Origin of the sequence: Streptococcus suis YS161 (genome assembly GCF_002760245.1) — a bacterium.
Classification (GTDB): Bacteria; Bacillota; Bacilli; order Lactobacillales; family Streptococcaceae; genus Streptococcus; species Streptococcus suis_I.
In genome coordinates, this window is record NZ_ASCA01000039.1 from 1 (window position 1) to 25,937 (window position 25,937).

A 25,937-nucleotide genomic window follows, 5' to 3' on the forward strand; every position below is an offset into this window, starting at 1 on the left:
TCTTTAGACGTCGCTGGAGAGAAACGGCTTATAGCCGGTGTACAAGCCACCCGTTTTCACGGGTGGTTATGACTCTGTAAAAATACTAGTTCTATAATCATCGGTAAGTTTTAGATAGGCATCGTGTAACAATCCTTTTAATTCAGAAACTTTCGTATTTTCTGTTGTAAAATTACCTGCAGCAACATCGGCTAGGACAGCTTGATCCATCAATTCTTGCAATTGCTCATAGTTGGCTACCGTGAGCTCCTGCCCATCATAGTTGATGGTAACAGGTTTTAGGAAAGCAAGTTTTTGGACGCGTTCTTGGTACATCGCTTTCTTGAAAGTCTTATAATCGCCATTGTATTCAGGGAGAATATTGGCAAAGATGAGTGAATCAGGAACGACATCGCTATCTGCTTGTTTGTATTGGTTAGACATGTAAGGTACCATGCCGTTTTCATATCCTTTTTCAGCTAGAAGTTCAAATGCTGTACGTCGAAAAGAAAGATCACCAGGAACACGCTCGGTTGTTGCGGTAGCCCAGATAGGAGTAAAGAGACTTAGTTTGTGATAGCCGTTGTTCATCACCTCTTCAGGATTATCAGGGTCTCGCTCAATGCGATTTGCAGATTCACGACGGACGGTCACATCATTATCAACAAGGTCATCAACAGTTTTTAGCTCGATGCTATTCCATTCTTCATCTGTGAAATCACGTTTAAGGTTTACTCCGTAAGGTCCATACTCTTCCGCACCTGGGATGAGTTTTTCTTTCGTTTCTAACTTGTGAAACCATTGGCGTTGAGTGTTTTTATCCTGTTTTAAAATAGCTGTACCTTCAGCATATTCTAATGTGTAGATGAGATCGAATAAGCCCTGCATATATTGTTGTAAATCTGCTGAATTTTGGAAGCGTTCAGGACTAACATTGTGGTAGCGAGTGCCAGTATGACCTGAATAATCAGATAGAGAATTAAAGCCGATGATTGGATAGTCGACGCGGTCTGGTGCTTGTAACATTCCTTCAGGAAATGCTTCAAGTTGCATACCAGCTCTTCGGTTATGACCGAGTAAGAATTTATCATAATCAAAGGCGTGAACCATCTCGTGCGTGAGTGTTACGGCGCCATCTGTTCCGAGTAATGGGGTGATGACAAAGTTGACTTCCTGTCTCCAAGCGTAAGCACCGGCCCAAGTGAGTTCAGGAAGGAAGTAGGTTCCAGAAGGACCGAAAACTTCTTGAATGGCAGCTGTTGTCTCAGCGGTAGCGTCGTTTTGCATTTTCTCAACAAATTCAGGAGTGAGCTTGCCTGTATCGGAATACCAAATACCTTTCCAAGCGTAAGAAGAGGCGTCGTAGGCGTAATTGCCGTGTCCTCCCCATACTGGCTGGAAGTAGAGTAGGGTATGCTTATGATAATCAGGCAGGATACGGTACCACATGTCGTAATGAGCACGATACAACTCGGCATCTGCCAGGATTTGTTCTTTTATTTTGGAGAGTTCGGTCTGATAGACTTCGGGATTGCTTAGTTTCAGAGATTGATCAATGTAACGATCGTAGGAACTAAAGATGAGATTTGATAGGTTTGAAATGATGTAAACATTGTCCTCGCTCGTTGTTAATAGCGGGAGCAACATATTTGGATAGGTATCGCGGATACGAGGCGTAATCACTTCTTCAGGGATTTGAGGATCTTTTAATCGCTCATAGACATTTAGTCTGCTGTTGTCTTCATCGCTAAGAACGGTAGATTTAGTCTCTACGATAAAGGCATCTGTCGTTTGTTTGAACCAATCGTTATCAGATATTTCAGGTAAAAAGATTTCTCGATAGGCTTCAAGGAAATCAGTCAGTGATGCCTTGTCTGTGCTAGATGCAAAGTTCTCTGCATAGGAAAAATAACTTCTTTGTGGGCTATAACTCTGGTAGTCATTTTGTCCAAAAGTTATGAGAGCATCTAGTGAATCCGCTTCTCCTCCGAAGAAATCAGTATGGAACATTGTTAATTCCTTGCTATTAATTTCTCCGTAATCAATATCGTACCATCTATCGAGGTAGGCTAAACTGAGTAAGATAATTTCTTTATTCTCTTCGATAGTACGAATGGTTTGTGTGACTGATTCTGGATCATCTAGTTTAACAGACTCGTCATTTATTAACGCTTTTTTTAGATAGTCGCGAATATTTGTCTTAACTTTGTTAAAGGGTTCTTCTAAATATAGACGGTCCATTTGCTGCTCTTGATTTTCTGTAATGGAGAGAGCAGTATACATATTTTCAGAACGAAATTCAACCGCTTGTAGACTTGGAACTACCTTGTCTAGAATGTCAGAGTAGTCTTGTAATGTTTGGAAAGGTGAATAAGTAACTCCCCAATCCGCTACTTGGTAGTAAGCACGTTTATCTTTGCTTTCTGTATATTGGAGCGGGAAAAATAAGGTGCTGCCATCTTCAAAGTGAGCTAGGAGTGTATTGATGTTTTCTTCTCGTCCCTGTATATCAGAAATAATGGTATTGTCGGTCATGGGGACAAGGCTGATCATTTTACTACTAGCCAATTTGTGGTCTGCGCCAATATTGTTGGCAGCCTTTTTTAGTTGCTGATTGTCGCTTGTTGGATCTAATTTTTTTAGATTGAAGAGCAAAGTTTCATTATTTATAGCACTATCGGTACTATCTTGCTGCTGAGATGATGCAGTTGTGGAAGAGCTCTCTTTATTTTCGGTAGATTGCGGACCTATATCCTTGTCAGTGACATAGCCTACATACTGATACTGCTTTATGTTACTTGGATTAGGAAGTTGGTCTCCGACTTTTAGCTGATGAACCTGATTGTAGTCTGCAAGTAAATTGCTTTCTAGAGCCTGGATGCTCTGGATAGGTAGAATAGAACCAGTGGCGGTCAGAAGAAGAATGGATGAAATAATCCTTTTCTTTTTGCCTTTTCCGACCAAACTTATTCCTAGAACTAGAAGAAGTCCCCCTCCAATCGTTAATAGATTGATCCCGGTCTCCCCTGTAGCTGGAAGAATCCCAAATATTTTTTTAGGTTCGGTCTTGTAGATGAGATAGATTGTTTGATTCTCCGTAGCTATTTCTTTGGAAGGTGAGACAGTTTTCAGCTTAGATAAGACAGAATCCTTCTCTGAACTTGTTAGTTCATCTTGTGCAATATATTGATATTGAACAGATACCGTCGGTGCCTCGTTTGCGTAAACTATAGGAGGCTGGCTTCCCCATAGGCCACTCACTATGGCTACTGTAGTACTAGATATGGCTAGTTGTTTAAGAGCGATTTTCTTGGTATACATTTTCCTCTCCTTTTTAAATATTTACTTGTACAATCAGATTATACTACTTGTACGAAGAAAAAAATGCCAAATCGTTCACATTTTTGGGGCAATAGTGCATATTTTTTTTAAATTTTAAATGGTATATTTTTACTAGAGATAGAGGATGGTGTCCTGGAATTTATGTTAGTAATTGGTGTCTTAATCATGTTCTTTTTAGCAATGTAATATTAATGTGTAGAAATTTTTCCAGATTTGTTTGTTTTATGGTATTTTTATCTAAGAATACTGTGTATCCTAGTGCCAAACCTTGAAAATTGCCTAATTTTCTGCTACAATATATTATTGACTAAAATTGAAATAGGATGAATGATATGGTAACAAATGTACTTCGTTCTCTCATTGAAAATGATAAGGGAGAGCTAAGAAAACTTGAGAAAATGGCAGACAAGGTCTTCTCGTATGCCGATGAAATGGAAGCGCTGACTGATGAACAGTTGCAAGCTAAGACAGCAGAATTTAAGGAGCGATACAATAACGGTGAATCCCTCGACGATCTTTTGTACGAAGCTTATGCGGTAGTCCGTGAAGGAGCTCGTCGCGTATTGGGCCTCTATCCCTACAAGGTTCAGGTTATGGGAGGAATCGTTCTTCACAACGGTGACGTTCCAGAAATGCGTACAGGTGAAGGTAAAACTCTGACTGCAACGATGCCTGTTTATTTGAATGCCTTGTCTGGTCAAGGTGTTCACGTAGTGACGGTTAACGAGTATCTTTCTACTCGTGATGCGACTGAAATGGGTGAATTGTACTCATGGCTTGGTCTATCAGTTGGTATCAACTTAGCTGCTAAATCACCCTTGGAAAAACGTGAGGCCTATAACTGCGATATTACTTATTCGACCAACTCAGAGATTGGTTTTGACTACCTCCGAGACAATATGGTTGTTCGCGCAGAAGACATGGTTCAACGTCCTCTCAATTATGCCTTGGTCGATGAAGTTGACTCAATCTTGATTGACGAAGCTCGTACGCCGTTGATTGTATCTGGTGCACAAGGTTCTGAAACAAACCAGTTGTATTTCTTGGCAGATAATCTTGTTAAATCTTTGACAACAGAAGATTACATCATTGACATTCCATCTAAGACGATTGGTCTGTCTGATTCAGGTATTGACAAAGCAGAGAAATTCTTCAAGTTAGATAACCTCTACGATATTGAAAATGTAGCCATTACCCATTTCTTGGATAATGCACTTCGTGCCAACTACATTATGACCTATGATATTGACTATCTGGTTAATGAAGACCAAGAGGTCATGATTATCGATCCATTTACAGGTCGTACGATGGAGGGTCGTCGTTATTCTGATGGACTTCACCAAGCCATCGAAGCTAAGGAAGGTGTACCGGTTCAAAACGAGTCTAAGACAAGTGCCTCTATTACCTACCAAAACCTTTTCCGTATGTATAAAAAATTATCAGGGATGACGGGTACTGGTAAAACAGAAGAGGAAGAATTCCGTGAAATCTACAACATCCGTGTCGTACCAATCCCAACCAACCGCCCAATCGCGCGTGTTGACCACGAAGATTTACTCTATCCAAGTCTAGAATACAAATTCAATGCCGTTATTGCTGATGTGAAGAGACGCTATGAGAAAGGGCAACCTGTCTTGGTCGGTACAGTTGCGGTTGAAACTTCTGATTTGATTTCTCAAAAATTGGTAGCTGCAGGTGTCCCTCACGAAGTATTGAATGCTAAAAACCACTATCGTGAAGCGCAGATTATTATGAATGCTGGTCAGCGTGGTGCGGTCACTATTGCGACCAACATGGCGGGACGCGGTACCGATATTAAGTTAGGTCCAGGTGTACGTGAACTTGGTGGGCTATGTGTTATTGGTACTGAGCGCCATGAAAGTCGTCGTATTGATAACCAGCTTCGTGGACGTTCAGGTCGTCAAGGTGACCCAGGTGAATCACAATTCTATCTATCTCTCGAAGATGACTTGATGAAACGCTTTGGTTCAGAACGCATCAAAGTATTTATGGAGCGTATGAATCTAACAGAAGAAGAGTCCGTTATCAAGTCTAAAATGTTGACACGTCAAGTTGAATCTGCTCAGAAGCGTGTGGAAGGGAACAACTACGATTCACGTAAACAAGTCCTTCAATATGACGATGTGATGCGTGAGCAACGTGAAATCATCTATCGTCAACGCCAGGATGTTATTACTGCTAACCGTGATTTGGCTCCTGAAATCAAAGCGATGATGAAACGGACGATTGAACGCCAAGTTGCTGGTCACTTCCTTGGTTCGAAAGATGAAGCTATTGATGGAATTATCAAATTTGCGCATGCAAATCTCGTTGACGATGATACCTTGAGTAAAGCTACTTTTGAAGCAATGAATCAGAAAGAGATTGTCGAAGAGCTCTATGAACGTGCTCTGAGAGTCTATGATTCGCAAGTGAAAAAATTACGCGATGAAGAACGTGTACGCGAATTCCAGAAAGTTCTTATCCTTCGTGTTGTGGATAATAAATGGACAGACCATATTGATGCCTTGGATCAATTGCGCAATGCAGTCAGTCTTCGTGGATACGCTCAAAACAATCCAATCGTTGAATATCAATCAGAAGCATTTACTATGTTCAACGATATGATTGGGGCTATCGAGTTTGAAGTAACCCGCTTGATGATGAAGGCGCAAATTCATGACAATATTGAGCGTGAGCGCACAAGTCAAGAAGCACATACGACAGCTGTTAAGAATATTATGCCGAACCAATCGCATGCAATTCAGGAGAATGTATCTTTTGAAGGTGTTGATCGTAATGATCCATGCCCATGCCAGTCTGGTAAGAAATTTAAAAATTGTCACGGCCGTAAATAGGAATGACGCGTGGACTGGACGGCTGTCCAGTCCTTTTGCAATTTTTAGACAAGTCACTAGAGTCAGTTCGTTTATGTTAATAAATGAAATGACTATGCAAAAGGAGACCGATTAATGATAGTAGGACATGGCATTGACCTTCAGGAGATGGAGGCGATTGAAAGTGCCAGAATCAAACACCAAGGGTTTCCCAAAAAGATTCTCACAGAGAAAGAATTTGAACGGTATCAAAGTCTGTCCGGTCGCCGTCAGCTAGAATATTTAGCTGGACGTTGGTCAGCCAAAGAAGCACTGACCAAGGCCTTGGGAACAGGCATTGGTAAGATAGGATTTCATGATATTGAAATTCTGAATACCAGCAAAGGAGTTCCCTATGTGACGAAGAGTCCCTTTGATGGGAATATTTGGCTCAGCATTAGCCATTCAGGAAATTTTGTACAAGCTAGTGTGATTTTGGAGGAGAAAGATGATTGAAAGTGAACATCGACCCACGCAAATTCGGGTTAACTTAGATGCGATTGCGGAAAATTTCGAGCAAGTAATGACCAACTTGCCCCATAAGACCGAAGCATTTGCTGTTGTTAAGGCGAATGCTTATGGTCATGGAGCTGTTGCGGTAGCGAAAAAGTTATCCAGTCAAGCAGCTGGTTTTTGTGTTTCGAATTTGGACGAAGCATTGGAGTTACGTAAAGCAGGTATCGAGCACCCTATCTTGATTTTAGGAGTGGTTCCTGTACGTTTTTTACCAGTAGCTCATCAACTCAATATCAGTGTGACAGTTGCTAGTCTGGACTGGTTGCAAGATGCAAAAGACTTAGAGGCTGATTTATCTGGTCTAACTGTTCATCTTAAGCTAGATACAGGTATGGGGCGGATTGGTTTTAGAAAAATAGCCGATTTGCTACAAGCGATTGCTATCCTTGAAGAATTAGAGTATGACATTGAAGGAGTCTATACTCATTTTGCTACTGCGGATGAGGTTGATCAGGCGCACTTCGAGAGTCAACTGTCTGTTTTTAAAGAATTTTTGGATGTTCTACCAATTACTCCGCGCTGGATTCATGCCAGCAATTCAGCAACAAGCATTTGGCATGCTGATACAGTATTTAACCTGGTTCGTTTGGGAAACATTCTTTATGGACTTAATCCAAGTGGACGAGTACTAGAACTCCCGTTTGATGTTCAACCAGCCTTATCTCTCGTATCTGAAATTGTTCATGTAAAGCAGGTTGAAGCTGGCACAACAATTGGCTACGGAGCTACTTATCACAGCACCGATTCAGAATGGATTGCGACCGTTCCGATAGGATATGCAGATGGTCTCGTCCGAAGCTTACAAGGCTTATCAGTCCTAGTTGATGGGCAGGCCTGTGAAATTGTAGGGCGTATTTCGATGGACCAGATCACCATTCGTTTACCTCATGCTTATCCGCTTGGTCAAAAAGTCACCCTAATCGGTCAAGATGGCGATAAAACGATCTCTGTTCAGGAGTGGGCTGATCGCATCGGAACCATAAATTACGAGGTGGTTTGTCTTTTGACAGATCGTCTACCTCGAATTTTTGAGTAAATGTGACGATAATCCGCCTCTTTCACTAGGAATAGAAGGCTAAAATATTAGAGAGGTATTACCTAGAGATTGTCTATAATACAAATATCGTCATTTAGTTGACTTTTATTACTTCGACGTAAGGAGGCTGGGCAAAAAGCCCAGGACCACTACTCAGAGTTCGTGTCAACATCTCAGCGCAGTGGTTGATTGGCAGATTTGTTCGTGTTTTGCACTCCAAATCTGGCCTAATCAACTGTGCGGGGGTGGGAAGACGAACTCTTTTTATCTTGGTCGAGTTCTTTCCCACTCCCTTTTGCTTGTCCACCTAAATCGTGCTATAATAGAAGGAAATACAACTAAAGAGGAAACTATGAAATTTACAGATATGAAACTCAAGCCTTATATTCAGGAGGCTTTGAAAGAAATTAACTTTGTCCAGCCGACAGAAGTTCAGGAGAAATTGATTCCTGTTGTTTTGTCAGGGCGAGACTTGATAGGGGAATCAAAAACAGGTTCGGGGAAGACCCATACCTTCTTGATCCCTATTTTCCAAAAATTAAATGAGGAATTGGGTCAAGTTCAGGCTGTTATTACAGCCCCATCTCGTGAACTGGCTACTCAGATTTATCAAGCGGCACGCCAGTTGGCTAGTCATTCGGACATCGAAGTTCGTGTGACCAATTATGTTGGCGGTACGGATAAGAACCGTCAAATTGACAAGCTTCAAGCTAGTCAGCCTCACATTGTTGTTGGGACACCAGGGCGTATCTATGATTTGGTCAAATCAGGTGACCTTGCTATCCATAAAGCCAAAACCTTTGTGGTTGATGAGGCAGATATGACCTTGGACATGGGCTTTTTGGAAACAGTTGATAAGATTGCTGGCAGCCTGCCAAAAGACTTGCAATTTATGGTCTTTTCAGCGACCATTCCGCAGAAACTCCAACCGTTTTTGAAAAAATACTTGTCCAATCCAGTCATGGAACAAATCAAGACCCATACGGTCATTTCAGATACCATTGAAAACTGGCTGATTTCAACCAAGGGGCGTGACCGTAATGCTCAAATCTTGGAAGTAACCAAGCTCATGCAACCTTACTTGGCCATGATTTTTGTCAATACAAAGACACGTGCAGATGAATTGCATAGCTATTTGACGGAAAATGGTCTACGAGTTGCAAAGATTCACGGGGACATTCCACCGCGTGAACGCAAGCGGATCATGAACCAGGTGAAGAACTTGGACTATCAGTACATTGTTGCAACGGATTTAGCAGCACGTGGGATTGATATTGAGGGCGTCAGTCATGTCATCAATGATGCCATTCCACAGGATCTTTCCTTCTTTGTTCACCGTGTGGGACGCACAGGGCGTAATGGTTTATCAGGCATTGCCATTACCCTTTATCAGCCAAGCGATGATGCAGATATTCGAGAACTAGAAAAACTCAATATCAAATTCTTGCCAAAAGAAATGAAAAATGGCGAATTTGTCGATACCTACGACCGTGACCGCCGTGCTAACCGTGAAAAATCTCGTGAAAAACTAGATTTGGAAATGATTGGCTTGGTCAAGAAGAAAAAGAAAAAAGTCAAACCAGGCTACAAGAAGAAAATTCAATGGGCTGTTGATGAAAAACGTCGCAAGACCAAGCGAGTTGAAGCGCGTGCAAAGGGTCGTGCAGAACGTAAAGCCAAGCGTCAAACCTTTTAAAGTAATCGAGGAAAAAGATGTTACAAAACATTCTAAGTTTTTATTTACAAGGATTGCTAATAGCTTCCTTGTTGATTATCACTTCTAGTCTGGTCTGGTTTATCTGGCGTGCGACAAAGGGTGTGGATAAAACTTTGCAAGAACGACAAGATTTCTTGTTTGATTTGTTGATGATTAATGTGATGACAATCCCCATTGCAGCCTTTGGAGTAGTGGGAATCTTATTAATGTTTAAAGCGTAGAAGGAAAAAGTATATGTACGATACAGTTGTAATTGGTGCGGGTCCTGCGGGGATGACTGCAGCTCTTTATGCAGGGCGTAGCAATTTAAAGGTAGCTCTTTTGGAACGTGGTATTTATGGTGGTCAGATGAATAATACCGCGGAAATTGAAAACTATCCAGGCTATGACCATATTTCAGGTCCAGCCTTGGCTGAAAAAATGTTTGAACCCTTGGAAAAATTCGGTGTGGACCATATTTTTGGCACCCTAGTCCGTATTGAGGAAGAAGGACAAATTAAGAAAGTGATTACTGAGGATGGTATTTTGGAGACAAAGACAGTCGTTCTAGCCATGGGGGCAAAACACCGTTTGTTAGGTATTCCAGGTGAGGATACTTACAATAGCCGTGGTGTCTCATATTGTGCAGTCTGTGATGGTGCCTTCTTCCGTGGACAAAAACTCTTGGTTGTCGGTGGTGGAGATTCTGCGGTCGAAGAAGCTCTCTTCTTGACGCAATTTGCGGAGTCTGTGACAATTGTTCACCGCCGTGATCAGCTTCGTGCTCAAAAAGTCATCCAAGATCGCGCCTTTGCCAATGAAAAAATCAACTTTATCTGGGATAGCGTAGTCGAAGAAATCAAGGGTGATGACTTACGTGTACAAAGCGTGGTTATCAAAAATGTGAAAACAGAGGAAGTCAGCGAACTGGACTTCGGTGGTGTCTTTATCTATGTCGGTCTGGATCCGATGACGGATTCAGTTGCGGACCTAGGAATTACAGACGAAGCTGGTTGGGTTATCACTAATGAAAAGATGGAAACGAGCAAGGCTGGTATTTATGCCATCGGTGATATTCGTCAAAATCAACTTCGTCAGATTGCAACGGCAGTAGGAAATGGTGCAGTTGCTGGACAAGAAGTCTATAACTACATCACAGAACTAGCTGAATAGGGGAATACAATGTTTCATATTTACGATATTCAGAAAAATCCAGATGGAATCTCCTTTGATAAAACCTTGGATTTACAGGAAGAATTGCAAGCTCGAAATGGTGAAGTTCTAGGCTTGTCGCCAGTCCAAGTCACTGGAAATATCCGTTTTGAATCAGGTTTCTTTTTCTTGGACTATCAGATGACTTATGATATTACCTTGGCATCCAGTCGTTCTCTGCAACCAGTTGTTTTGCATGAGGTCCAAAACGTCAATGAACTCTTTGTTGCCAATGAAGCAGTTCTTAAAGAACAAGATTTGATTGATGAGGATATGGTACTGGTAGTAGAAGATGACCACATTGTCCTTGATGAGAGTGTAGCAGATAATATTTTACTGGCTATACCAATCAAAGTCTTGACACCTGAAGAAGAAGCTGGACAGGAACTACCATCTGGTCAAGCTTGGGCTTTGATGACTGAAGAAGATTTTCAACAAAAAGCTCAAGAGAAAAAAGAGGCCAATAGTCCTTTTGCTCAATTGCAGGGCTTGTTTGATAGTGAAGAATAGTTTGGATAGTTAAATTATCTGAAAATTCTTGTCAACTTTCCCCTTTCGGTGTATAATGAAAGGGATACAAATTAGAGGAGTAAACAAATGACAAAAGCAAATTTTGGTGTTGTAGGGATGGCTGTTATGGGCCGCAACCTGGCACTTAACGTTGAATCACGTGGCTATTCTGTAGCTATTTACAACCGCTCTGCTGATAAAACAGAAGATGTTGTTGCAAGCAACCCAGGTAAAAACTTGGTACCAAGTTACGATGTGGAAAGCTTTGTGGCATCTATCGAAAAACCACGTCGCATCATGCTTATGGTTCAAGCTGGTCCTGGTACAGATGCAACCATTCAAGCGCTCTTGCCACACTTGGATGAAGGTGACATCTTGATCGATGGTGGTAATACTTTCTACGAAGACACTATCCGTCGTTCAAAAGAATTGGCAAACTCAGGTATTAACTTCATCGGTACAGGTGTATCTGGTGGTGAAAAAGGAGCCCTTGAAGGTCCATCTATCATGCCTGGTGGTCAAAAAGAAGCTTACGAATTGGTGGCAGATGTCTTGGAAGAAATTTCAGCAAAAGCACCAGAAGATGGAGCACCATGTGTGACTTATATCGGTCCAGACGGTGCAGGTCACTACGTGAAAATGGTCCACAACGGTATCGAGTATGGCGATATGCAGTTGATTGCGGAGTCTTATGACCTCATGCAACACTTGCTTGGCTTGTCAGTTGATGAGATGGCTGACATCTTCACTGAGTGGAACCAAGGCGAATTGGATAGCTACTTGATTGAAATCACAGCGGACATCTTGAAACGCAAGGATGACCAAGGTCAAGATGGACCAATTGTCGATTACATCATGGACGCTGCTGGTAACAAGGGTACTGGTAAATGGACAAGCCAATCATCACTTGACTTGGGTGTGCCATTGTCACTAATTACAGAATCTGTATTTGCTCGTTACATCTCTACTTACAAAGATGAGCGTGTGGCAGCAAGCAAGGTCCTTCCAAAACCAGCTCCGTTTGCCTACCAAGGCGACAAGGCTGAATTGGTTGAAAAAATTCGTCAGGCCCTTTACTTCTCAAAAATCATGTCTTATGCACAAGGTTTTGCACAATTGCGCGTAGCATCTAAAGAAAACAACTGGAACTTGCCATTTGGCGAAATCGCTAAAATCTGGCGTGCAGGTTGTATCATCCGTGCTCGTTTCTTGCAAAAGATTACAGATGCTTATGGACGTGATGAAGACTTGGCAAACTTGCTCTTGGATGAATATTTCCTTGATATCACAGCTAAATACCAACAAGCTGTTCGTGATGTCGTAAGCTTAGCTGTTCAGGCTGGTGTGCCTGTTCCAACCTTCTCTGCGGCTATTACCTACTTCGATAGCTACCGTGCAGAAAACTTGCCAGCTAACTTAATCCAAGCACAACGTGACTACTTCGGTGCTCACACTTATAACCGTAAAGACAAAGAAGGTGTCTTCCACTACGATTGGTATAGCGAATCAAAATAAAAAGGATGGGCGTGTGAGCGCCCTTCTTTCTAGTCATAATACGATTCCTACACCATTTGAAAGAATAGAAAAGGATGGACAATGGCTAAGAAAATTTTGATTGCTGGTAAAGAACGCAATCTCTCGCATTTTGTTTCCATGGAATTGCAGAAAAAAGACTATCTTGTTGATTATGCATCGACAGGGAAAGAGGCTATGTCCTTGGCACATGAAACGGATTTTGACTTGATTCTGATGAGTTTTCAGCTTTCAGACATGTCCAGCAAGGAATTGGCTACAGAACTATTAGCGATAAAACCAGCCACGGTCATGATTGTGGTAGTTGAGCCGACAGAAGTTAGTCAATATGGGGAAGAAGTCCTCTCTTATGCTGTTTCCTACGTAGTGAAGCCCTTTGTTATCAGTGATTTAGTGGAGCAAATCTCTGCGATTTTTCGTGGTCGTGACTTTATTGACAATAACTGTAAACAGGTTCACATGCATGCGGCCTATCGTGATTTGAAGGTTGATTTTCAAAATCGAACAGTGACTCGAGGTGATGAATTGATTAATTTGACCCGCCGAGAGTATGATCTGTTGGCGACCTTAATGAATAGCCCAGAGCCTGTTAGTCGAGAACAACTTCTTGAGCGTGTTTGGAAATATGAAGCGGCTTCTGAGACCAATGTCGTCGATGTATATATTCGCTATCTACGTGGTAAACTGGATTTGCCACATCAAGATTCATATATAAAAACAGTTCGTGGTGTCGGATATGCCATGCGCGATTGATTTAGAGTAGAGTGGAGGGAAGCTTTCCCTCTTTCTTTTTCTATAAGCGTGTGATAAAATAATAGCCAATAAGTAAGAATGGAAAAGTTATGAATACATCATTTAAAGAAAAAGTCATACTGATACTCTTATCTGGAGCGACATTGTTAGCTGTTCTCAACTGGTCTAGTATTTATGGGGCTATTCAACAATTATTAGGTAGTATGAATTCGCTTTTTATTGGAGCTATTTTTGCCTTCATCCTCAATGTTCCCATGAAAAAATTAGAAGATCAGTTTGAAAAAATTTCTTTTTTAAAGAAATCCAAGCGGTCTTTGGCAATCGTTGGAGTATTAATTGGATTTGCTTTAATTGTGACAGGACTGGTGGTGATTGTTCTTCCTACATTGGTGACGACTGTTTCAGAACTGGTTTCGGTTAGCAGCACAGCCATTCCAAAATCGGTAAATGCCCTAACTAATTTTCTTGAGTCAAATGGTCTTTTGTCGGGACAAATCGGAGACCAGATAGCCAGCTTTTTGGATCAGTTGAAGAATTTAACACTTATTTCAAGTTTGGTCACACCGATTTTATCTGGCTTGGTGTCCAATGTGACGGGGATTTTTTCGAACACTATGACGTTGATAATGGCTTTCTTCTTTACTCTAGCGATTTTAGGGAGCAAGGAACACTTGCAGGCGATGACGAGAAAGTTCTTGCAGGCTACCTTGCCGGAGAAGGCTGTCAGAGTAGTGAACTATATTGGAGAAGTTATTGTTGATACCTATGACCGATTCTTGATGAGTCAGATTGTTGAGGCGTGTATCATTGGGATACTTGTCTTTGTTAGTTATTCGCTCTCAGGAATTCCTTATGCCAGCATGGCTGGTATTTTAGCTGGGGTCCTATCGTTTGTACCTTATATCGGTCCCTTTTCAGCGTGTTTGATTAGTGCTCTCTTTGTGGCGGTACAAAATCCGCTTTTGGCACTCTGGTCTATCGTACTCTTCCAGATTCTCCAGTTGATTGAAGGGAATGTGATTTACCCGCGCGTGGTTGGTCAATCAGTTGGTCTTCCGACTCTATTTACCCTGGCTGCAGCCTTGATTGGTGGTAATTTGTTTGGTCTACTTGGTATGGTCTTCTTTACCCCAATTTTTGCGGTTGTCTACCGCCTGGTTCGTGAATGGGTTGCCAGTCGATTGAAGAAGCAAGATGAATTATTGGTAGAAAGTGAGTAATTCTCGCTTTCTTTTATTTTTGTCATTTTTATGCTATACTGAAGTGATAAAGTTTATGTAGGAGAAAGAGTATGCGTTGTCCAAAATGTCAGAGTTTGAAATCAAGTGTCATTGATAGTCGTCAGGCTGAAGATGGCAATACCATCCGTCGTCGTCGTTCCTGCGACCAATGTGGTCAACGTTTTACCACCTATGAACGGATTGAAGAGAAAACTCTAGTCGTTGTGAAAAAAGACGGAACTAGAGAGCAGTTTTCACGTGAAAAGATTTTCAATGGGATTATTCGTTCTGCTCAAAAGCGCCCTGTGTCAACCGATGATATTGATGAAGTGGTGAATCGGATTGAACAGAAAGTTCGAGCACAAGGTGATAGTGAAATAGAATCCGATGTCATTGGGAATTTGGTAATGGAAGAATTGGTCGAATTGGATGAAATCACCTATGTGCGTTTTGCATCGGTTTATCGTTCTTTCAAAGATGTTGGAGAGCTAGAAAATTTGCTTAAGCAGATGATTTCCAAAGGAAGTAAGGTAAAACCGGGAAAAAAAGATGAAACCAAATGATTTATTTGCCTATATAAAAATTAGCCCGTTTACACCTGATATTGTCAGTCTTAGCCAATGCTACCAGCCGATTATCGGTTTTGATGCATTAGCGCTTTATTATTACTTTTATAGTTTTGCCGATCAAGGGCAAGGACGTTACAAATGGACTGTCATTCTTAATCACATGGATTTTGGGATGAATCGTTTGGAGAAGGCTCTGGATGTTCTGACTGCCATGGGGCTCCTAGAACTCTATCGTGCAGATGAATTAACAGGTTTGGCGCTACAAGCCCCTCTGACCGTAAAAAGTTTTCTAGCGAAACCCTTGTATAAGAACTTGTTGGCAAGGAAGATTGGGGAGTCAAGTATGGAGAATCTGCTTGTTCATCAACCCAATCAAGAACAAAATATCTCAAAAACATTTTCTCAGGTCTTTACCGTGGATGGGCAGGCTCCAGTTATTTTTGAACCGAAACATGATTTTGATTGGTCTGCCTTTAAGGCATTAATGGCCAAAGACAAGCTACTTTTTCAGGATGAAGCTGAGGATATTATTGCGCTTAGTTACATAGCAGAGCAGGCAGGCTGGACCTGGTTGGAAACCTATCGGCAGGCTAAAGCAACTGCTATTGGACAGACCATCTCGACCAAACGCTTGCAGCAGTCACGCCAGACATTGCCAACAGAAAGCGCCAACCTCACCGCCCAAGAGCAAGCCATTGTTCGTGAAGCGAAAACAAAGTCTAGTTTAGTCTTCTTGTCCTTTATCAAGGAGCAACGGAAGGCAACTGTGACCGCAACAGAACGAAAATGTTTGACGGATTTGGCCAATTTGGGTCTTCTTGACGAGGTTATCAATGTCTTGGTCCTCTATACCTTTAACAAGGTGGACTCAGCCAATCTGAATGAAAAATACGCTATAAAGTTGGCCAATGATTTTTCCTACAAGGGAATTGGCAGTGCAGAGGCAGCTGTTCTTTACCTAAGAGAGTTGAAGACAGGTCAAGTTGTTACCAAGTCGAGCCAGCCACAGAAAAGCAATGTGCCTGAGTGGAGTAAGGAAGAGGTTCAGCAAGGACAAACGCAGGAAGGTCAAGCCAAGTTGGCGGCTCTTTATCGTGAATTAGAAGAAATGGAAAACAAAGGAGGTAGCTGATGAAATCAGTTCAAGACAGGTTGTCGCAAACAACCAATCCAAGTCCAAAATCTTATCAGCAACTCTATCAGGAGATAGTGAGTGATCCTGAAGTCGCTGCTTTTATCAAAAAAGAAGGTTTGACCCAGCAGGAAATCACCCTCTCCATTTCTAAGTTTTTGGAATATATCAGTCAGCGTGACCTCTTTGTCAAGCAGGATGAATCCTATATTGCCAAGGGGTATCAACCTGTTTTGGTCATGAATGAGGGCTATGCGGATGTGTCCTATCTTGAGACAGAGGAATTGGTCGAATACCGTCGTTTGGAAGCTATCAAGAACCGTATCCAGCTTATCAATATGCCGGCAAGTTTGAAAAATGTAACCGTGGCGGATATTGATAAGAGCGATGAAAATCGTGTGGAAGTCATGTTAGCCATTGCGGATTTTGTCAAACGTTTTGAAGAAAAGCCAAAAGGTCTTTACATCTATGGTAACTTCGGTATTGGTAAAAGTTATTTGATGGCTTATTTAGCCAATTTGTTGTCTAAGACCCATCTTCAATCAACCACCATGCTCCATTATCCGACCTTTGTTGTCGATATAAAAAATGCCATCAAAGATGGTTCTGTTAAGGAGCGGATTGATGAAATCAAGATGGCTCAGGTCTTGGTGCTAGATGACATCGGAGCAGAGCAACATAGTCCGTGGGTGCGTGACGATGTTTTACAGGTCATTCTGCAATACCGTATGCAGGAAAATCTGCCGACCTTCTTTACGTCCAATTTCTCCTTTGATGATTTGGAACGGCATTTTGCATCTGGCAAGTCTGGTGATGAAACCTGGCAGGCCAAACGGGTTATGGAGCGGATTCGCTATCTGGCTCGCGATTTGCATTTGAAAGGAAATAACCGCCGATGAATGAAACCATTGATTTGATGCTGAACCATACTTCCGTCCGTCGTTTTACGGAAGAGCCGATTGAGGCGGAACATCTGCAAGCTATTCTTTCAGCTGGGCGAGCTGCGTCTAGCTGGAAGAATTTCCAGTCTTATTCCATCATTGTGGTACAGTCGGAGGAGAAAAAACAGGCTCTCTATGATTTGGTGCCCCAGCCAGCTATTTTACAGGCTCAGGCCATTCTTGTTTTTGTGGGCGACCATAATCGTGCCAGCAAGGCGGCTCAACTCCATGGCTCAGACTTTGATGCCAAAGGAACAGAGAATCTCCTGCTTTCTTCTGTTGACGCGGCTCTGGCAGGGCAAAATGCCCTCTTAGCAGCTGAAAGCCTGGGTTATGGTGGTGTCTTCATCGGTATGATTCGCCATAAGGCCTTGGCAATAGCAGAGCTGTTCAACTTGCCAGATTATACCTATCCAATTTTCTGTATTGCCCTGGGTCGACCAGCCCAAAACCACCCTGTCAAACCACGTTTGGCAAGTGAAACCATTGTCTTTCAGGAAGAATATGTGGAGCAAGGCGTGGAAGTCATCCAAGCCTACGACCAAGTTCAGACAGACTATGCAGGTGCCCGTCAGACAGAAACTTGGTCGGAGCGTATGGTTGCCCAGTTCGGACAGGCAGAACAGCCAGAAACAAGGGCTCTATTAGAAAAAAATAAATTATTGTAAACTAGAAGAGGAGGAGCCATGGCTCAACCAACTATCGCCATCGTTGGACGTCCCAACGTTGGAAAATCAACACTTTTTAACCGTATCGCTGGTGAACGCATTTCTATCGTAGAAGACGTAGAAGGTGTGACCCGCGACCGTATTTATGCTACTGGTGAGTGGCTCAATCGCAAGTTTTCCCTGATTGATACAGGCGGTATTGATGATGTGGATGCACCTTTCATGGAGCAAATCAAGCATCAGGCTGAGATTGCCATGGATGAAGCAGACGTTATCGTCTTTGTCGTATCAGGCAAGGAAGGTGTGACAGATGCTGACGAGTATGTATCGCGTATCCTTTATAAGACAAACAAACCAGTTATTTTGGTTGTCAATAAAGTTGATAACCCTGAAATGCGGAATGACATCTATGATTTCTATTCACTCGGTCTTGGCGATCCTTATCCAGTATCTTCTGTACATGGTATCGGGACAGGGGATGTCTTGGATGCTATCATTGAAAATCTTCCAGTCCAAGAAGCAGAAGAAAATCCGGACATTATCAAGTTTAGCTTGATTGGTCGTCCAAACGTTGGTAAATCCAGCTTGATTAACGCTATTTTGGGTGAAGAGCGCGTGATTGCTTCGCCAGTTGCTGGAACGACTCGTGATGCCATTGATACGCACTTTACAGACCCAGAAGGTCAAGAATTTACCATGATTGATACCGCAGGGATGCGCAAGTCTGGTAAGGTCTATGAAAATACGGAGAAATACTCTGTCATGCGTGCCATGCGTGCCATTGAGCGTTCCGATGTCATATTGATGGTTATCAATGCCGAAGAAGGTATCCGTGAGTACGACAAACGCATCGCAGGCTTTGCCCATGAAGCTGGTAAGGGAATGATTATCGTGGTCAACAAGTGGGACACGCTTGAAAAAGACAACCATACCATGAAGCAGTGGGAAGACGATATTCGTGATCAATTCCAGTATTTGTCATACGCACCGATTATTTTTGTATCGGCTTTGACCAAGCAACGCTTGCACAAGTTGCCTGAGATGATCAAGGCTATTAGTGAGAGCCAGAATACTCGCATTCCGTCAGCTGTCCTCAATGATGTTATCATGGATGCCATTGCTATCAATCCAACACCGACTGATAAAGGGAAACGTCTCAAGATTTTCTACGCGACACAAGTTGCGACCAAGCCACCGACCTTTGTGGTCTTTGTCAACGAAGAAGAGCTCATGCACTTCTCCTATATGCGTTTCTTGGAAAATCAAATCCGCAAGGCCTTTGTCTTTGAAGGAACACCAATTCATCTGATTGCACGGAAACGGAAATAAAAGAGGGTAACCTCTTTTTTCTTTGCAATCATTCGCAAATATGCTAGAATGAGACTAGGAGGTGTTGGTATGGTAGCGTTTCCGATTTGGCGAATTTTCTTTATACTGCTTTCTGGTTCCACTTTTTATTTTATTTTCTATGAAGATAGTCAGTATAAACCTTTTGGCTTTAGGTATTGGCTAGGATTAGCGGCTTGTATCTGGCTCAATTTGGTGACTTTGGCATCCTATTTTATCGCCTTTACAGGTGGTTCGATTATGGTCTATAATCAGTATAAAATGCCATTGGTTGTGATATTCCTTTTTTGTCTATTCTTGGCTAGTATGCTTACCTTTCTTTCCTTTAAGGCTATCAAGATTGTGATTCGACGAACCAAATATTATCGACAGGTCAGAAAGGAAGGCTAGATGGAATTTTTGGGTGAGTTGTTGATTGAATTTTTAACTGGTCTAGCAGACTTTGATGAAAGAAACTATCCTCCTTTTGGCCTCCGCTATTGGTTGGGCTGGTTGGGAGTTCTGATTCATGTCTTACTCCTTGCCTTGCTTACTTGTGTGACTGTCTTCTTTTTCAAGTTTTTCTTGGATGGAAAAGGCTTGATTAACGTAGTAGTGGCAGTTGTTTTCCTGCTATTTGCTCTATTTTGGTTTTGGAAAAGCGGAAAAACAATCTTGAAAATGTGGCAAGCAACGATTTATTATTTAGCTATTCATTAGAGACACCAGTTTACCAGCTGGTGTTTTTTTGATACCTATTTAAACAATTCAAATTGAAAATATGCTATAATGAAAAGATAACATTTTAGATACATTTTACAGAAGAGCTGATGATTGGTTGAAGGATAAAGGAGTTAGAATGGGTCGCATGATGCCAGGGCGGATTCGCCAAGAAGGAATTGATTTGTACGAGGCTGGAAAACTGACTGTTCTTCATAGTGAGAATGGAAAGATGGTGCTGGATATTGCTGGTGAGCGCTTCACTTACGGCGATGCAGATAGCGATTTACAGTGTAGTTGCCAGTTATTTCAAAGTAAGGGCTACTGTCAACACCTAGCTGCCACGGAGTATTTTTTAAAAAATGATGCCTCAGGCAAGGATATGAAGCAGTCTTTGAAAGAAGATGGTGAACAACATAAGGAAACCGTCCGTCGGACTTATTTTGGCGGTCTCTTTTTAGATGAAATTTTGCGACCAGAACCAGAACTGGGGCTTAAGTATCAGTTCTCAGTTGAAGGGAACTTATTGCCCTATGATCGTCAGATAGATTGGACCTTGAAAATTACCCGCTTGCCAGATACACGTTCGTACATTGTGCGGGACATCGGAGCTTTTTTGCGCATTGTGAAAGCCAACGGTCACTATCAGATAGGTAAAAATTATTATGAGCAAGTTACTTATGAAAATTTTGATGAACCAAGTCAGGCTCTCCTGGATTTTCTCTGGGCCTTGGTACCAGAGAAAGTTGGTATAGATTCGGATATTCTTACTCATTTTGGACGACATTTTCGTCTGCCACAAGCCTATTTTGAGGAGGGGTTGGAGCTGTTAAATCAGCTAGAACATTTTAACTTTTCCTATCAACAGCAGTCCTATTCCTCCTTGATGGTTCTTCCGTTGACAGGGGAGGAAGGGCTCTATCATTTTGAGGTGACCGTTCACACGCAGATGATTGAAATGGTTATTCACGAAAAACCAGTCCGACCACTTTTTCATGGGCGCTATCTCTTAGTAAATGGCACGGTTTATAGTGTCAATCGCCATCAAGAACATCTGATTTACCAAATTTCCGAACTTGTTCCAACCGAATCAGGTTTGAGAAAGGTGCAGGTGGATTTCCCTGACCAAAATCGTCTGGCTCTAAGCTTGCTGGATTTGCAGACAATTGGGACTGTTAAGGCACCTAAGCGCTTCATCATTCATGATTTCAAGCCAGAATTTCATATTCAGATGGAGACAAATGAAAGTTTATCACTCCAATTGGTTTTGGATTTTGATGGACGTAAGGTAAGGAGTGAGGAGGATTTGGCTCTCCTGCCTTTTGCCAGCCATTTTCAACATTTGGAGAAGGTTTATCAGGCTATTCGTCTATCAGGCTTTAGGGGGACATATCATGCCCAGAGAGCGGCTCTTAGTCAGCAGGAGCTCTATCCATTTTTCCAACAACAATTGCCTATATTACAAAAAATGGGGCAGGTTTATCTAGAAGAAAGGCTCCAGGCTTTATATATTGAAGCCAAACCTCAATTAGAAATTGTACGTAACGGCTCACTTTTGGATATTTCGTTTGACTTATCAGGTATTGAACAATCTGAAATCGATCAGGCGATTACAGCCTTGCTGAATCAAGAGGATCACTATACTAGCCCGAGTGGTAAGGTATTTGTTTTTGATGAGGAAACCAAGAAAATCAGTCAAACCCTAATCTATCTGCGAGCCCGTCATGGTAAGGAGGGGCAGGTACAAGTCCATGCTCTTGCCGGTTACCAATTGGCTCAATCCTTGTCACAATTCAACCAAGTCAGTTTCTCCAAGGAATTTGAGGAAATGGCAAGCTATCTAGCTCAGCCAGATTTGTTCCCGCTTCCTGATGTGGAAGTAACAACGTCGCTTAGGGATTATCAGCAGACAGGGCTTAAGTGGTTGACTATGCTGGATACGTATGGTTTTGGTGGAATTTTAGCTGACGACATGGGGCTTGGAAAGACCTTGCAAACTATCGCCTTTCTGTCCAGTCGGATGACAAAAGATTCCAAAGTTTTAATATTGGCACCATCCAGCTTGATTTATAACTGGTTAGATGAGTGCAAGCGGTTTGCTCCAAGTTTAGATGTGGCAGTTGTCCATGGAAACAAGGAACAGCGTGAAGAGATCATTGCCAATGGTCACCAAGTCTTAGTTACCTCCTATCCATCCTTCAGACAGGATGTCGCGCTCTATAGACAGGAACGCTTTGACTACCTCATTTTAGATGAGGCGCAGGTCATGAAAAATGCCCAATCTAAGATTGCGCAGCTACTGCGTGAGTTTGAGGTTGGGAATTGCTTTGCCCTCTCAGGTACGCCGATTGAAAACCATTTGACGGAACTCTGGTCCATTTTCCAAATTGTCTTACCAGGTTTATTGCCAGGCAAACAAGACTTCGGTAAATTAGCAGCCAAGGACATTGCGCGGACCATTCAACCCTTCGTTCTCAGACGTCATAAGGAAGACGTTCTTCAGGAATTGCCTGATTTGATAGAAATCAATGTACTTAATGAACTGACAGATGAACAAAAAGCCATCTACCTAGCCCAGCTTCAACAAATGCGGACTCAAATAGCTGGCGCAGATGATGCTCAAATCAATCGTAGCAAGATAGAAATCCTATCAGGAATTACTCGCTTACGTCAAATCTGCGATACACCCAGCCTTTTCATGGAAGAGTTTAGTGGTGAGAGTGGCAAACTTAATAGTTTGAAAGAATTACTCTTGCAGCTAAAAGAAGGTGAACACAGGGTCTTGATATTCTCCCAATTCAGAAATATGCTGGAAAAAATAGAAGAACAGCTGAAAGAAATTGGGATGACATCCTATACTCTGACTGGTTCAACACCTGCTAACCAACGCCAAGAAATGACACAGGCCTTCAATGCAGGAAGTCGAGATGCCTTTCTCATTTCCTTGAAAGCAGGTGGCGTTGGCTTGAATTTGACAGGTGCAGACACAGTCATCCTAGTCGATCTTTGGTGGAATCCTGCCGTGGAAGCTCAGGCTATCAGTCGGGCTCATCGCATGGGGCAGACTGAAAAGGTTGAATGCTATCGCCTGATTACTAGAGGGACAATCGAAGAGAAGATTCAAGAATTGCAAGAAAATAAAAAGAACCTTGTCAAAACAGTCCTTGATGGCAATGAAAGCCGAGCGAATTTGACGGTTGAGGACATTCGCGAGATTTTAGGGATTGAGTGATATGGAAACAGTTGACTCAGCGTAGAATTAGGAAATAAGGCCTAAGTATGGTATAATAAGGGTTCGAAAGGATGACTTATGATTAGACATGAAAAAAGATTTCCACTAGTCGCAGATGATGAGGTACTAGTTGGAGAAAATCCAATTATGAGTTTATATGATGAGAGCGACCTGATTAGCAATATCAGGGGACCTTATCAAGAAAAGGAATTTAGCTGGTCTCCCGATTCACAGCGAGTTGCGTCGGCAAAACCAGTAGCACAAACGGAAGCTGAGCTCCTGCCTCCTTTGTTTGAAGCTAAGCCAAGCCATTATTCTCGCAAGGAACGCCTTCAGCAACTGACTAAAACGAAGCCTTCTCCAGTGAAAACACAGGGGCAGTTGGCTCGTGAACAGGCTAGAGAAGACTTGAAGAAAAAACGATCAGCAACCTACTTAAGAGATGAAAAACCAGCACCAGCTAAAGTTGTGGTGAAACCTCCTGTCGTTTCAACAACTGAATCTAAGGCAGGTCGGTTGACACGTTTGGCGGACAACTTACGTCAGACAGACTATATTCTCGCTGATATGCCAGCTGTCTATTCTTTGAAGAAAGAAGATAGAGAACAGGAGCAGGTTATAAAGAAAAATTCGTATGACTTTTTAAGAAAGAGTCAGGTTTACAATTATCCTGAGCGCAGACAACAACGAGATCGCCAAGTGGCACAAGAATTGAATTTGACACATATAGAAGAGGGATAACATGACAAAAACCTATCATTTTATCGGAATTAAGGGATCAGGTATGAGCGCACTTGCTCTTATGTTGCATCAAATGGGGCACAAGGTTCAAGGTAGTGATGTAGAGAAATACTACTTTACACAACGCGGGCTTGAACAAGCTGGGATTCAGATTTTACCGTTTGATGAGAAAAATATTACAGCAGATGTTGAATTGATTGCTGGTAATGCTTTTCGTCCAGATAACAATGTGGAAATCGCTTATGCTGATGCCCAGGGCTATACCTACAAACGTTACCATGAATTTCTAGGTGAATTTATGAAAGGTTTTACGAGCCTCGGTGTTGCTGGTGCCCATGGTAAGACCTCCACAACGGGATTATTGGCACATGTTATGCGCAATATCACAGATACTTCCTTCTTGATTGGTGATGGTACTGGTCGCGGTTCGGCAAATGCTCAGTATTTTGTGTTCGAATCCGATGAATACGAACGTCACTTTGCCCCATACCATCCTGAATACAGCATCATTACCAATATTGATTTTGACCATCCAGATTATTTCACTAGTCTAGAGGATGTTTTCAATGCTTTCAATGATTATGCGAAGCAAGTAAAAAAAGCTCTCTTCGTTTTTGGTGAAGATGAGCAACTTCGTCGTATCACGGCAAATGCTCCAATCTACTATTATGGCTTGGAAGACAATAATGATTTTGTTGCCTATGACTTGAAGCCTTCTACAAGTGGTTCACAATTCAAAGTTCGCCATGGTGAAGAAGAGTTGGGAGAATTCCAAATTCCAACCTTTGGCAAGCATAATGTGATGAATGCAACAGCTGTTATTGCCAATCTCTATATTGCTGGATTTGATTTGAAACTGGTTGCAGAACACTTGAAGACATTTGGAGGTGTCAAACGTCGCTTTACGGAGAAAATTGTCAATGATACTGTTATCATTGATGACTTTGCTCACCATCCAACGGAAATCATTGCAACCATTGATGCGGCACGTCAGAAGTATCCTAGCAAGGAGTTGGTAGCCATTTTCCAACCACATACATTCACTCGTACCATTGCGCTTCTCGATGAGTTCGCAGATGCTTTGAATGGAGCAGATGCAGTTTACCTTGCTCAAATTTATGGATCAGCGCGTGAAACAGACAACGGTCAGGTTAAGGTAGAAGATTTGGCGGCTAAAATCAACAAAAAAGGTGGACTTGTTACAGTTGAAAACACTTCACCACTTTTAGACCATGACAATGCAGTATATGTATTTATGGGAGCTGGTGATATTCAGTCCTATGAATATTCCTTCGAAAGACTCTTATCAAATCTTACAAATAACGTCCAATAAAAAGAAAGACGGAGGCCTATGGCCCCTGTTTTTCCGCTATATAAGGGAGAAAATTATGGAAATTCGTTTTGCTACTCCTTCGGATTTAGAACAAGTTGTTTTGATTGAAAATGCCAATTTTTCTAAAGAGGAACGGATAGCTGAGTCTGTTCTTGCCATTTATCTGAATGCTTTGAGTAAAACCTGTTTAATAATGGAACACGATGGGGAAATAGCAGGATATTTATTATCCTGTCCTTCTGTTTCGCAGACTGTTACAGACGATATTTTTTACTTGACAGAGAGTGACATGCCAACAGGCGGTCACCTAGCTATTGCCAGTCTATCCGTAGCGGATACCTATAAAGGACAGGGAGTGGGAACTCTTTTGTTGGCAGCCATAAAAGAAGTGGCTTTAGCGGGAGGATTTGAAGGCATTGCTCTAACCTGTAAGGAGTATTTGATTGGCTACTATGAAATGAACCAGTTTGAAGATTTTGGCCCCTCCTTGTCGCAATTTGGAGGACAAAGGTGGAGTGATATGTACTGGAAAGCCTTGTAGAAAGGGAAGTTCTTGCAATTCATAAGCCTTTAAGATATAATGTATAGTAACTGTGTGAAAG

Annotated in this window: 22 protein-coding genes; 21 read left to right on the forward strand and 1 reads right to left on the reverse strand. The window is 42.1% G+C overall.

Going from position 1 to position 25,937, the window contains the following annotated elements; translation table 11 throughout:
* Window positions 1-66: 66 nt before the first annotated feature.
* Window positions 67-3,300 (reverse strand): ZmpA/ZmpB/ZmpC family metallo-endopeptidase, encoded by a 3,234-nt coding sequence (locus SST111_RS05255; RefSeq protein WP_099810269.1) that lies wholly within the window; start codon window positions 3,298-3,300, stop codon window positions 67-69.
* A gap of 353 nt (window positions 3,301-3,653) precedes the next feature.
* Here SST111_RS05255 and secA point away from each other — a divergent pair, with 353 nt between their 5' ends.
* The 21 genes from secA to SST111_RS05365 all read left to right on the forward strand — a co-directional run bounded on the left by secA (window position 3,654) and on the right by SST111_RS05365 (window position 25,876).
* Complete coding sequence (gene secA, locus SST111_RS05260; protein ID WP_002942480.1) at window positions 3,654-6,179, forward strand: preprotein translocase subunit SecA; 2,526 nt, start codon at window positions 3,654-3,656, stop codon at window positions 6,177-6,179.
* Between the two features lie 114 nt (window positions 6,180-6,293).
* Complete coding sequence (gene acpS / locus SST111_RS05265; RefSeq protein WP_012027718.1) at window positions 6,294-6,653, forward strand: holo-ACP synthase; 360 nt, start codon at window positions 6,294-6,296, stop codon at window positions 6,651-6,653.
* On the forward strand, window positions 6,646-7,749 hold the full coding sequence (gene alr, locus SST111_RS05270; protein ID WP_044752287.1) for an alanine racemase: 1,104 nt from the start codon (window positions 6,646-6,648) through the stop codon (window positions 7,747-7,749). Before acpS ends, alr begins: the two co-directional genes overlap by 8 nt.
* 352 nt (window positions 7,750-8,101) lie before the next feature.
* Window positions 8,102-9,445 (forward strand): DEAD/DEAH box helicase, encoded by a 1,344-nt coding sequence (locus tag SST111_RS05280; RefSeq protein ID WP_099810271.1) that lies wholly within the window; start codon window positions 8,102-8,104, stop codon window positions 9,443-9,445.
* 17 nt (window positions 9,446-9,462) lie between these two features.
* A complete protein-coding gene (locus SST111_RS05285) occupies window positions 9,463-9,687 on the forward strand; it encodes a DUF4059 family protein (protein WP_002936682.1) in 225 nt (74 codons plus the stop codon).
* A gap of 13 nt (window positions 9,688-9,700) precedes the next feature.
* On the forward strand, window positions 9,701-10,618 hold the full coding sequence (trxB, locus tag SST111_RS05290) for a thioredoxin-disulfide reductase (RefSeq protein WP_099810272.1): 918 nt from the start codon (window positions 9,701-9,703) through the stop codon (window positions 10,616-10,618).
* A gap of 9 nt (window positions 10,619-10,627) precedes the next feature.
* Window positions 10,628-11,167 (forward strand): YceD family protein, encoded by a 540-nt coding sequence (locus SST111_RS05295; protein ID WP_024417740.1) that lies wholly within the window; start codon window positions 10,628-10,630, stop codon window positions 11,165-11,167.
* A gap of 87 nt (window positions 11,168-11,254) precedes the next feature.
* Window positions 11,255-12,682 (forward strand): NADP-dependent phosphogluconate dehydrogenase, encoded by a 1,428-nt coding sequence (gndA, locus tag SST111_RS05300; RefSeq protein WP_099810273.1) that lies wholly within the window; start codon window positions 11,255-11,257, stop codon window positions 12,680-12,682.
* A gap of 81 nt (window positions 12,683-12,763) precedes the next feature.
* Window positions 12,764-13,453 (forward strand): response regulator transcription factor, encoded by a 690-nt coding sequence (locus SST111_RS05305; RefSeq protein WP_012027645.1) that lies wholly within the window; start codon window positions 12,764-12,766, stop codon window positions 13,451-13,453.
* Window positions 13,454-13,542: 89 nt separating this feature from the next.
* The gene (locus tag SST111_RS05310; RefSeq protein ID WP_044764820.1) at window positions 13,543-14,673 is read left to right on the forward strand and encodes an AI-2E family transporter; all 1,131 of its coding nucleotides are present in this window, start codon (window positions 13,543-13,545) and stop codon (window positions 14,671-14,673) included.
* A gap of 71 nt (window positions 14,674-14,744) precedes the next feature.
* Complete coding sequence (gene nrdR / locus SST111_RS05315; RefSeq protein ID WP_002938341.1) at window positions 14,745-15,236, forward strand: transcriptional regulator NrdR; 492 nt, start codon at window positions 14,745-14,747, stop codon at window positions 15,234-15,236.
* Window positions 15,223-16,374: a DnaD domain protein gene (locus tag SST111_RS05320; RefSeq protein WP_099810274.1), complete on the forward strand. Its 1,152-nt coding sequence runs from the start codon at window positions 15,223-15,225 to the stop codon at window positions 16,372-16,374. The genes nrdR and SST111_RS05320 overlap by 14 nt, the downstream gene beginning before the upstream one ends.
* Window positions 16,374-17,273, forward strand: a complete 900-nt coding sequence (gene dnaI / locus SST111_RS05325) for a primosomal protein DnaI (protein WP_014636109.1) — start codon at window positions 16,374-16,376, stop codon at window positions 17,271-17,273. Before SST111_RS05320 ends, dnaI begins: the two co-directional genes overlap by 1 nt.
* Window positions 17,270-17,983 carry an NADPH-dependent oxidoreductase gene (locus SST111_RS05330; RefSeq protein WP_099810275.1) on the forward strand — a complete coding sequence of 238 codons (714 nt, stop codon included), beginning with the start codon at window positions 17,270-17,272 and terminating at the stop codon, window positions 17,981-17,983. The genes dnaI and SST111_RS05330 overlap by 4 nt, the downstream gene beginning before the upstream one ends.
* 18 nt (window positions 17,984-18,001) lie before the next feature.
* Window positions 18,002-19,312: a ribosome biogenesis GTPase Der gene (gene der, locus SST111_RS05335; RefSeq protein ID WP_099810276.1), complete on the forward strand. Its 1,311-nt coding sequence runs from the start codon at window positions 18,002-18,004 to the stop codon at window positions 19,310-19,312.
* 69 nt (window positions 19,313-19,381) lie between these two features.
* On the forward strand, window positions 19,382-19,720 hold the full coding sequence (locus tag SST111_RS05340) for an MFS transporter (RefSeq protein ID WP_099810277.1): 339 nt from the start codon (window positions 19,382-19,384) through the stop codon (window positions 19,718-19,720).
* Entirely contained in the window at window positions 19,721-20,029 is a 309-nt protein-coding gene (locus SST111_RS05345; protein ID WP_099810278.1) for a hypothetical protein, read from the forward strand.
* A 139-nt stretch (window positions 20,030-20,168) separates the two neighbouring features.
* Window positions 20,169-23,261, forward strand: coding sequence for a DEAD/DEAH box helicase (locus tag SST111_RS05350; protein WP_099810279.1), 3,093 nt, complete (start codon window positions 20,169-20,171; stop codon window positions 23,259-23,261).
* A 78-nt stretch (window positions 23,262-23,339) separates the two neighbouring features.
* Window positions 23,340-24,002 (forward strand): hypothetical protein, encoded by a 663-nt coding sequence (locus tag SST111_RS05355; RefSeq protein WP_099810280.1) that lies wholly within the window; start codon window positions 23,340-23,342, stop codon window positions 24,000-24,002.
* A gap of 1 nt (window position 24,003) precedes the next feature.
* Window positions 24,004-25,335 (forward strand): UDP-N-acetylmuramate--L-alanine ligase, encoded by a 1,332-nt coding sequence (gene murC / locus SST111_RS05360; RefSeq protein ID WP_024399631.1) that lies wholly within the window; start codon window positions 24,004-24,006, stop codon window positions 25,333-25,335.
* Window positions 25,336-25,390: 55 nt separating this feature from the next.
* Window positions 25,391-25,876, forward strand: a complete 486-nt coding sequence (locus SST111_RS05365) for a GNAT family N-acetyltransferase (protein ID WP_044672777.1) — start codon at window positions 25,391-25,393, stop codon at window positions 25,874-25,876.
* The last annotated feature ends 61 nt before the right edge of the window (window positions 25,877-25,937 follow it).

Bases quoted from the DNA above. Each gene is read 5' to 3' on its own strand.
- SST111_RS05255 (WP_099810269.1), bottom strand. From the start codon at position 3,300: ATGTATACCAAGAAAATCGCTCTTAAACAACTAGCCATATCTAGTACT.
- secA (WP_002942480.1), top strand. From the start codon at position 3,654: ATGGTAACAAATGTACTTCGTTCTCTCATTGAAAATGATAAGGGAGAG.
- acpS (WP_012027718.1), top strand. From the start codon at position 6,294: ATGATAGTAGGACATGGCATTGACCTTCAGGAGATGGAGGCGATTGAA.
- alr (WP_044752287.1), top strand. From the start codon at position 6,646: ATGATTGAAAGTGAACATCGACCCACGCAAATTCGGGTTAACTTAGAT.
- SST111_RS05280 (WP_099810271.1), top strand. From the start codon at position 8,102: ATGAAATTTACAGATATGAAACTCAAGCCTTATATTCAGGAGGCTTTG.
- SST111_RS05285 (WP_002936682.1), top strand. From the start codon at position 9,463: ATGTTACAAAACATTCTAAGTTTTTATTTACAAGGATTGCTAATAGCT.
- trxB (WP_099810272.1), top strand. From the start codon at position 9,701: ATGTACGATACAGTTGTAATTGGTGCGGGTCCTGCGGGGATGACTGCA.
- SST111_RS05295 (WP_024417740.1), top strand. From the start codon at position 10,628: ATGTTTCATATTTACGATATTCAGAAAAATCCAGATGGAATCTCCTTT.
- gndA (WP_099810273.1), top strand. From the start codon at position 11,255: ATGACAAAAGCAAATTTTGGTGTTGTAGGGATGGCTGTTATGGGCCGC.
- SST111_RS05305 (WP_012027645.1), top strand. From the start codon at position 12,764: ATGGCTAAGAAAATTTTGATTGCTGGTAAAGAACGCAATCTCTCGCAT.
- SST111_RS05310 (WP_044764820.1), top strand. From the start codon at position 13,543: ATGAATACATCATTTAAAGAAAAAGTCATACTGATACTCTTATCTGGA.
- nrdR (WP_002938341.1), top strand. From the start codon at position 14,745: ATGCGTTGTCCAAAATGTCAGAGTTTGAAATCAAGTGTCATTGATAGT.
- SST111_RS05320 (WP_099810274.1), top strand. From the start codon at position 15,223: ATGAAACCAAATGATTTATTTGCCTATATAAAAATTAGCCCGTTTACA.
- dnaI (WP_014636109.1), top strand. From the start codon at position 16,374: ATGAAATCAGTTCAAGACAGGTTGTCGCAAACAACCAATCCAAGTCCA.
- SST111_RS05330 (WP_099810275.1), top strand. From the start codon at position 17,270: ATGAATGAAACCATTGATTTGATGCTGAACCATACTTCCGTCCGTCGT.
- der (WP_099810276.1), top strand. From the start codon at position 18,002: ATGGCTCAACCAACTATCGCCATCGTTGGACGTCCCAACGTTGGAAAA.
- SST111_RS05340 (WP_099810277.1), top strand. From the start codon at position 19,382: ATGGTAGCGTTTCCGATTTGGCGAATTTTCTTTATACTGCTTTCTGGT.
- SST111_RS05345 (WP_099810278.1), top strand. From the start codon at position 19,721: ATGGAATTTTTGGGTGAGTTGTTGATTGAATTTTTAACTGGTCTAGCA.
- SST111_RS05350 (WP_099810279.1), top strand. From the start codon at position 20,169: ATGGGTCGCATGATGCCAGGGCGGATTCGCCAAGAAGGAATTGATTTG.
- SST111_RS05355 (WP_099810280.1), top strand. From the start codon at position 23,340: ATGATTAGACATGAAAAAAGATTTCCACTAGTCGCAGATGATGAGGTA.
- murC (WP_024399631.1), top strand. From the start codon at position 24,004: ATGACAAAAACCTATCATTTTATCGGAATTAAGGGATCAGGTATGAGC.
- SST111_RS05365 (WP_044672777.1), top strand. From the start codon at position 25,391: ATGGAAATTCGTTTTGCTACTCCTTCGGATTTAGAACAAGTTGTTTTG.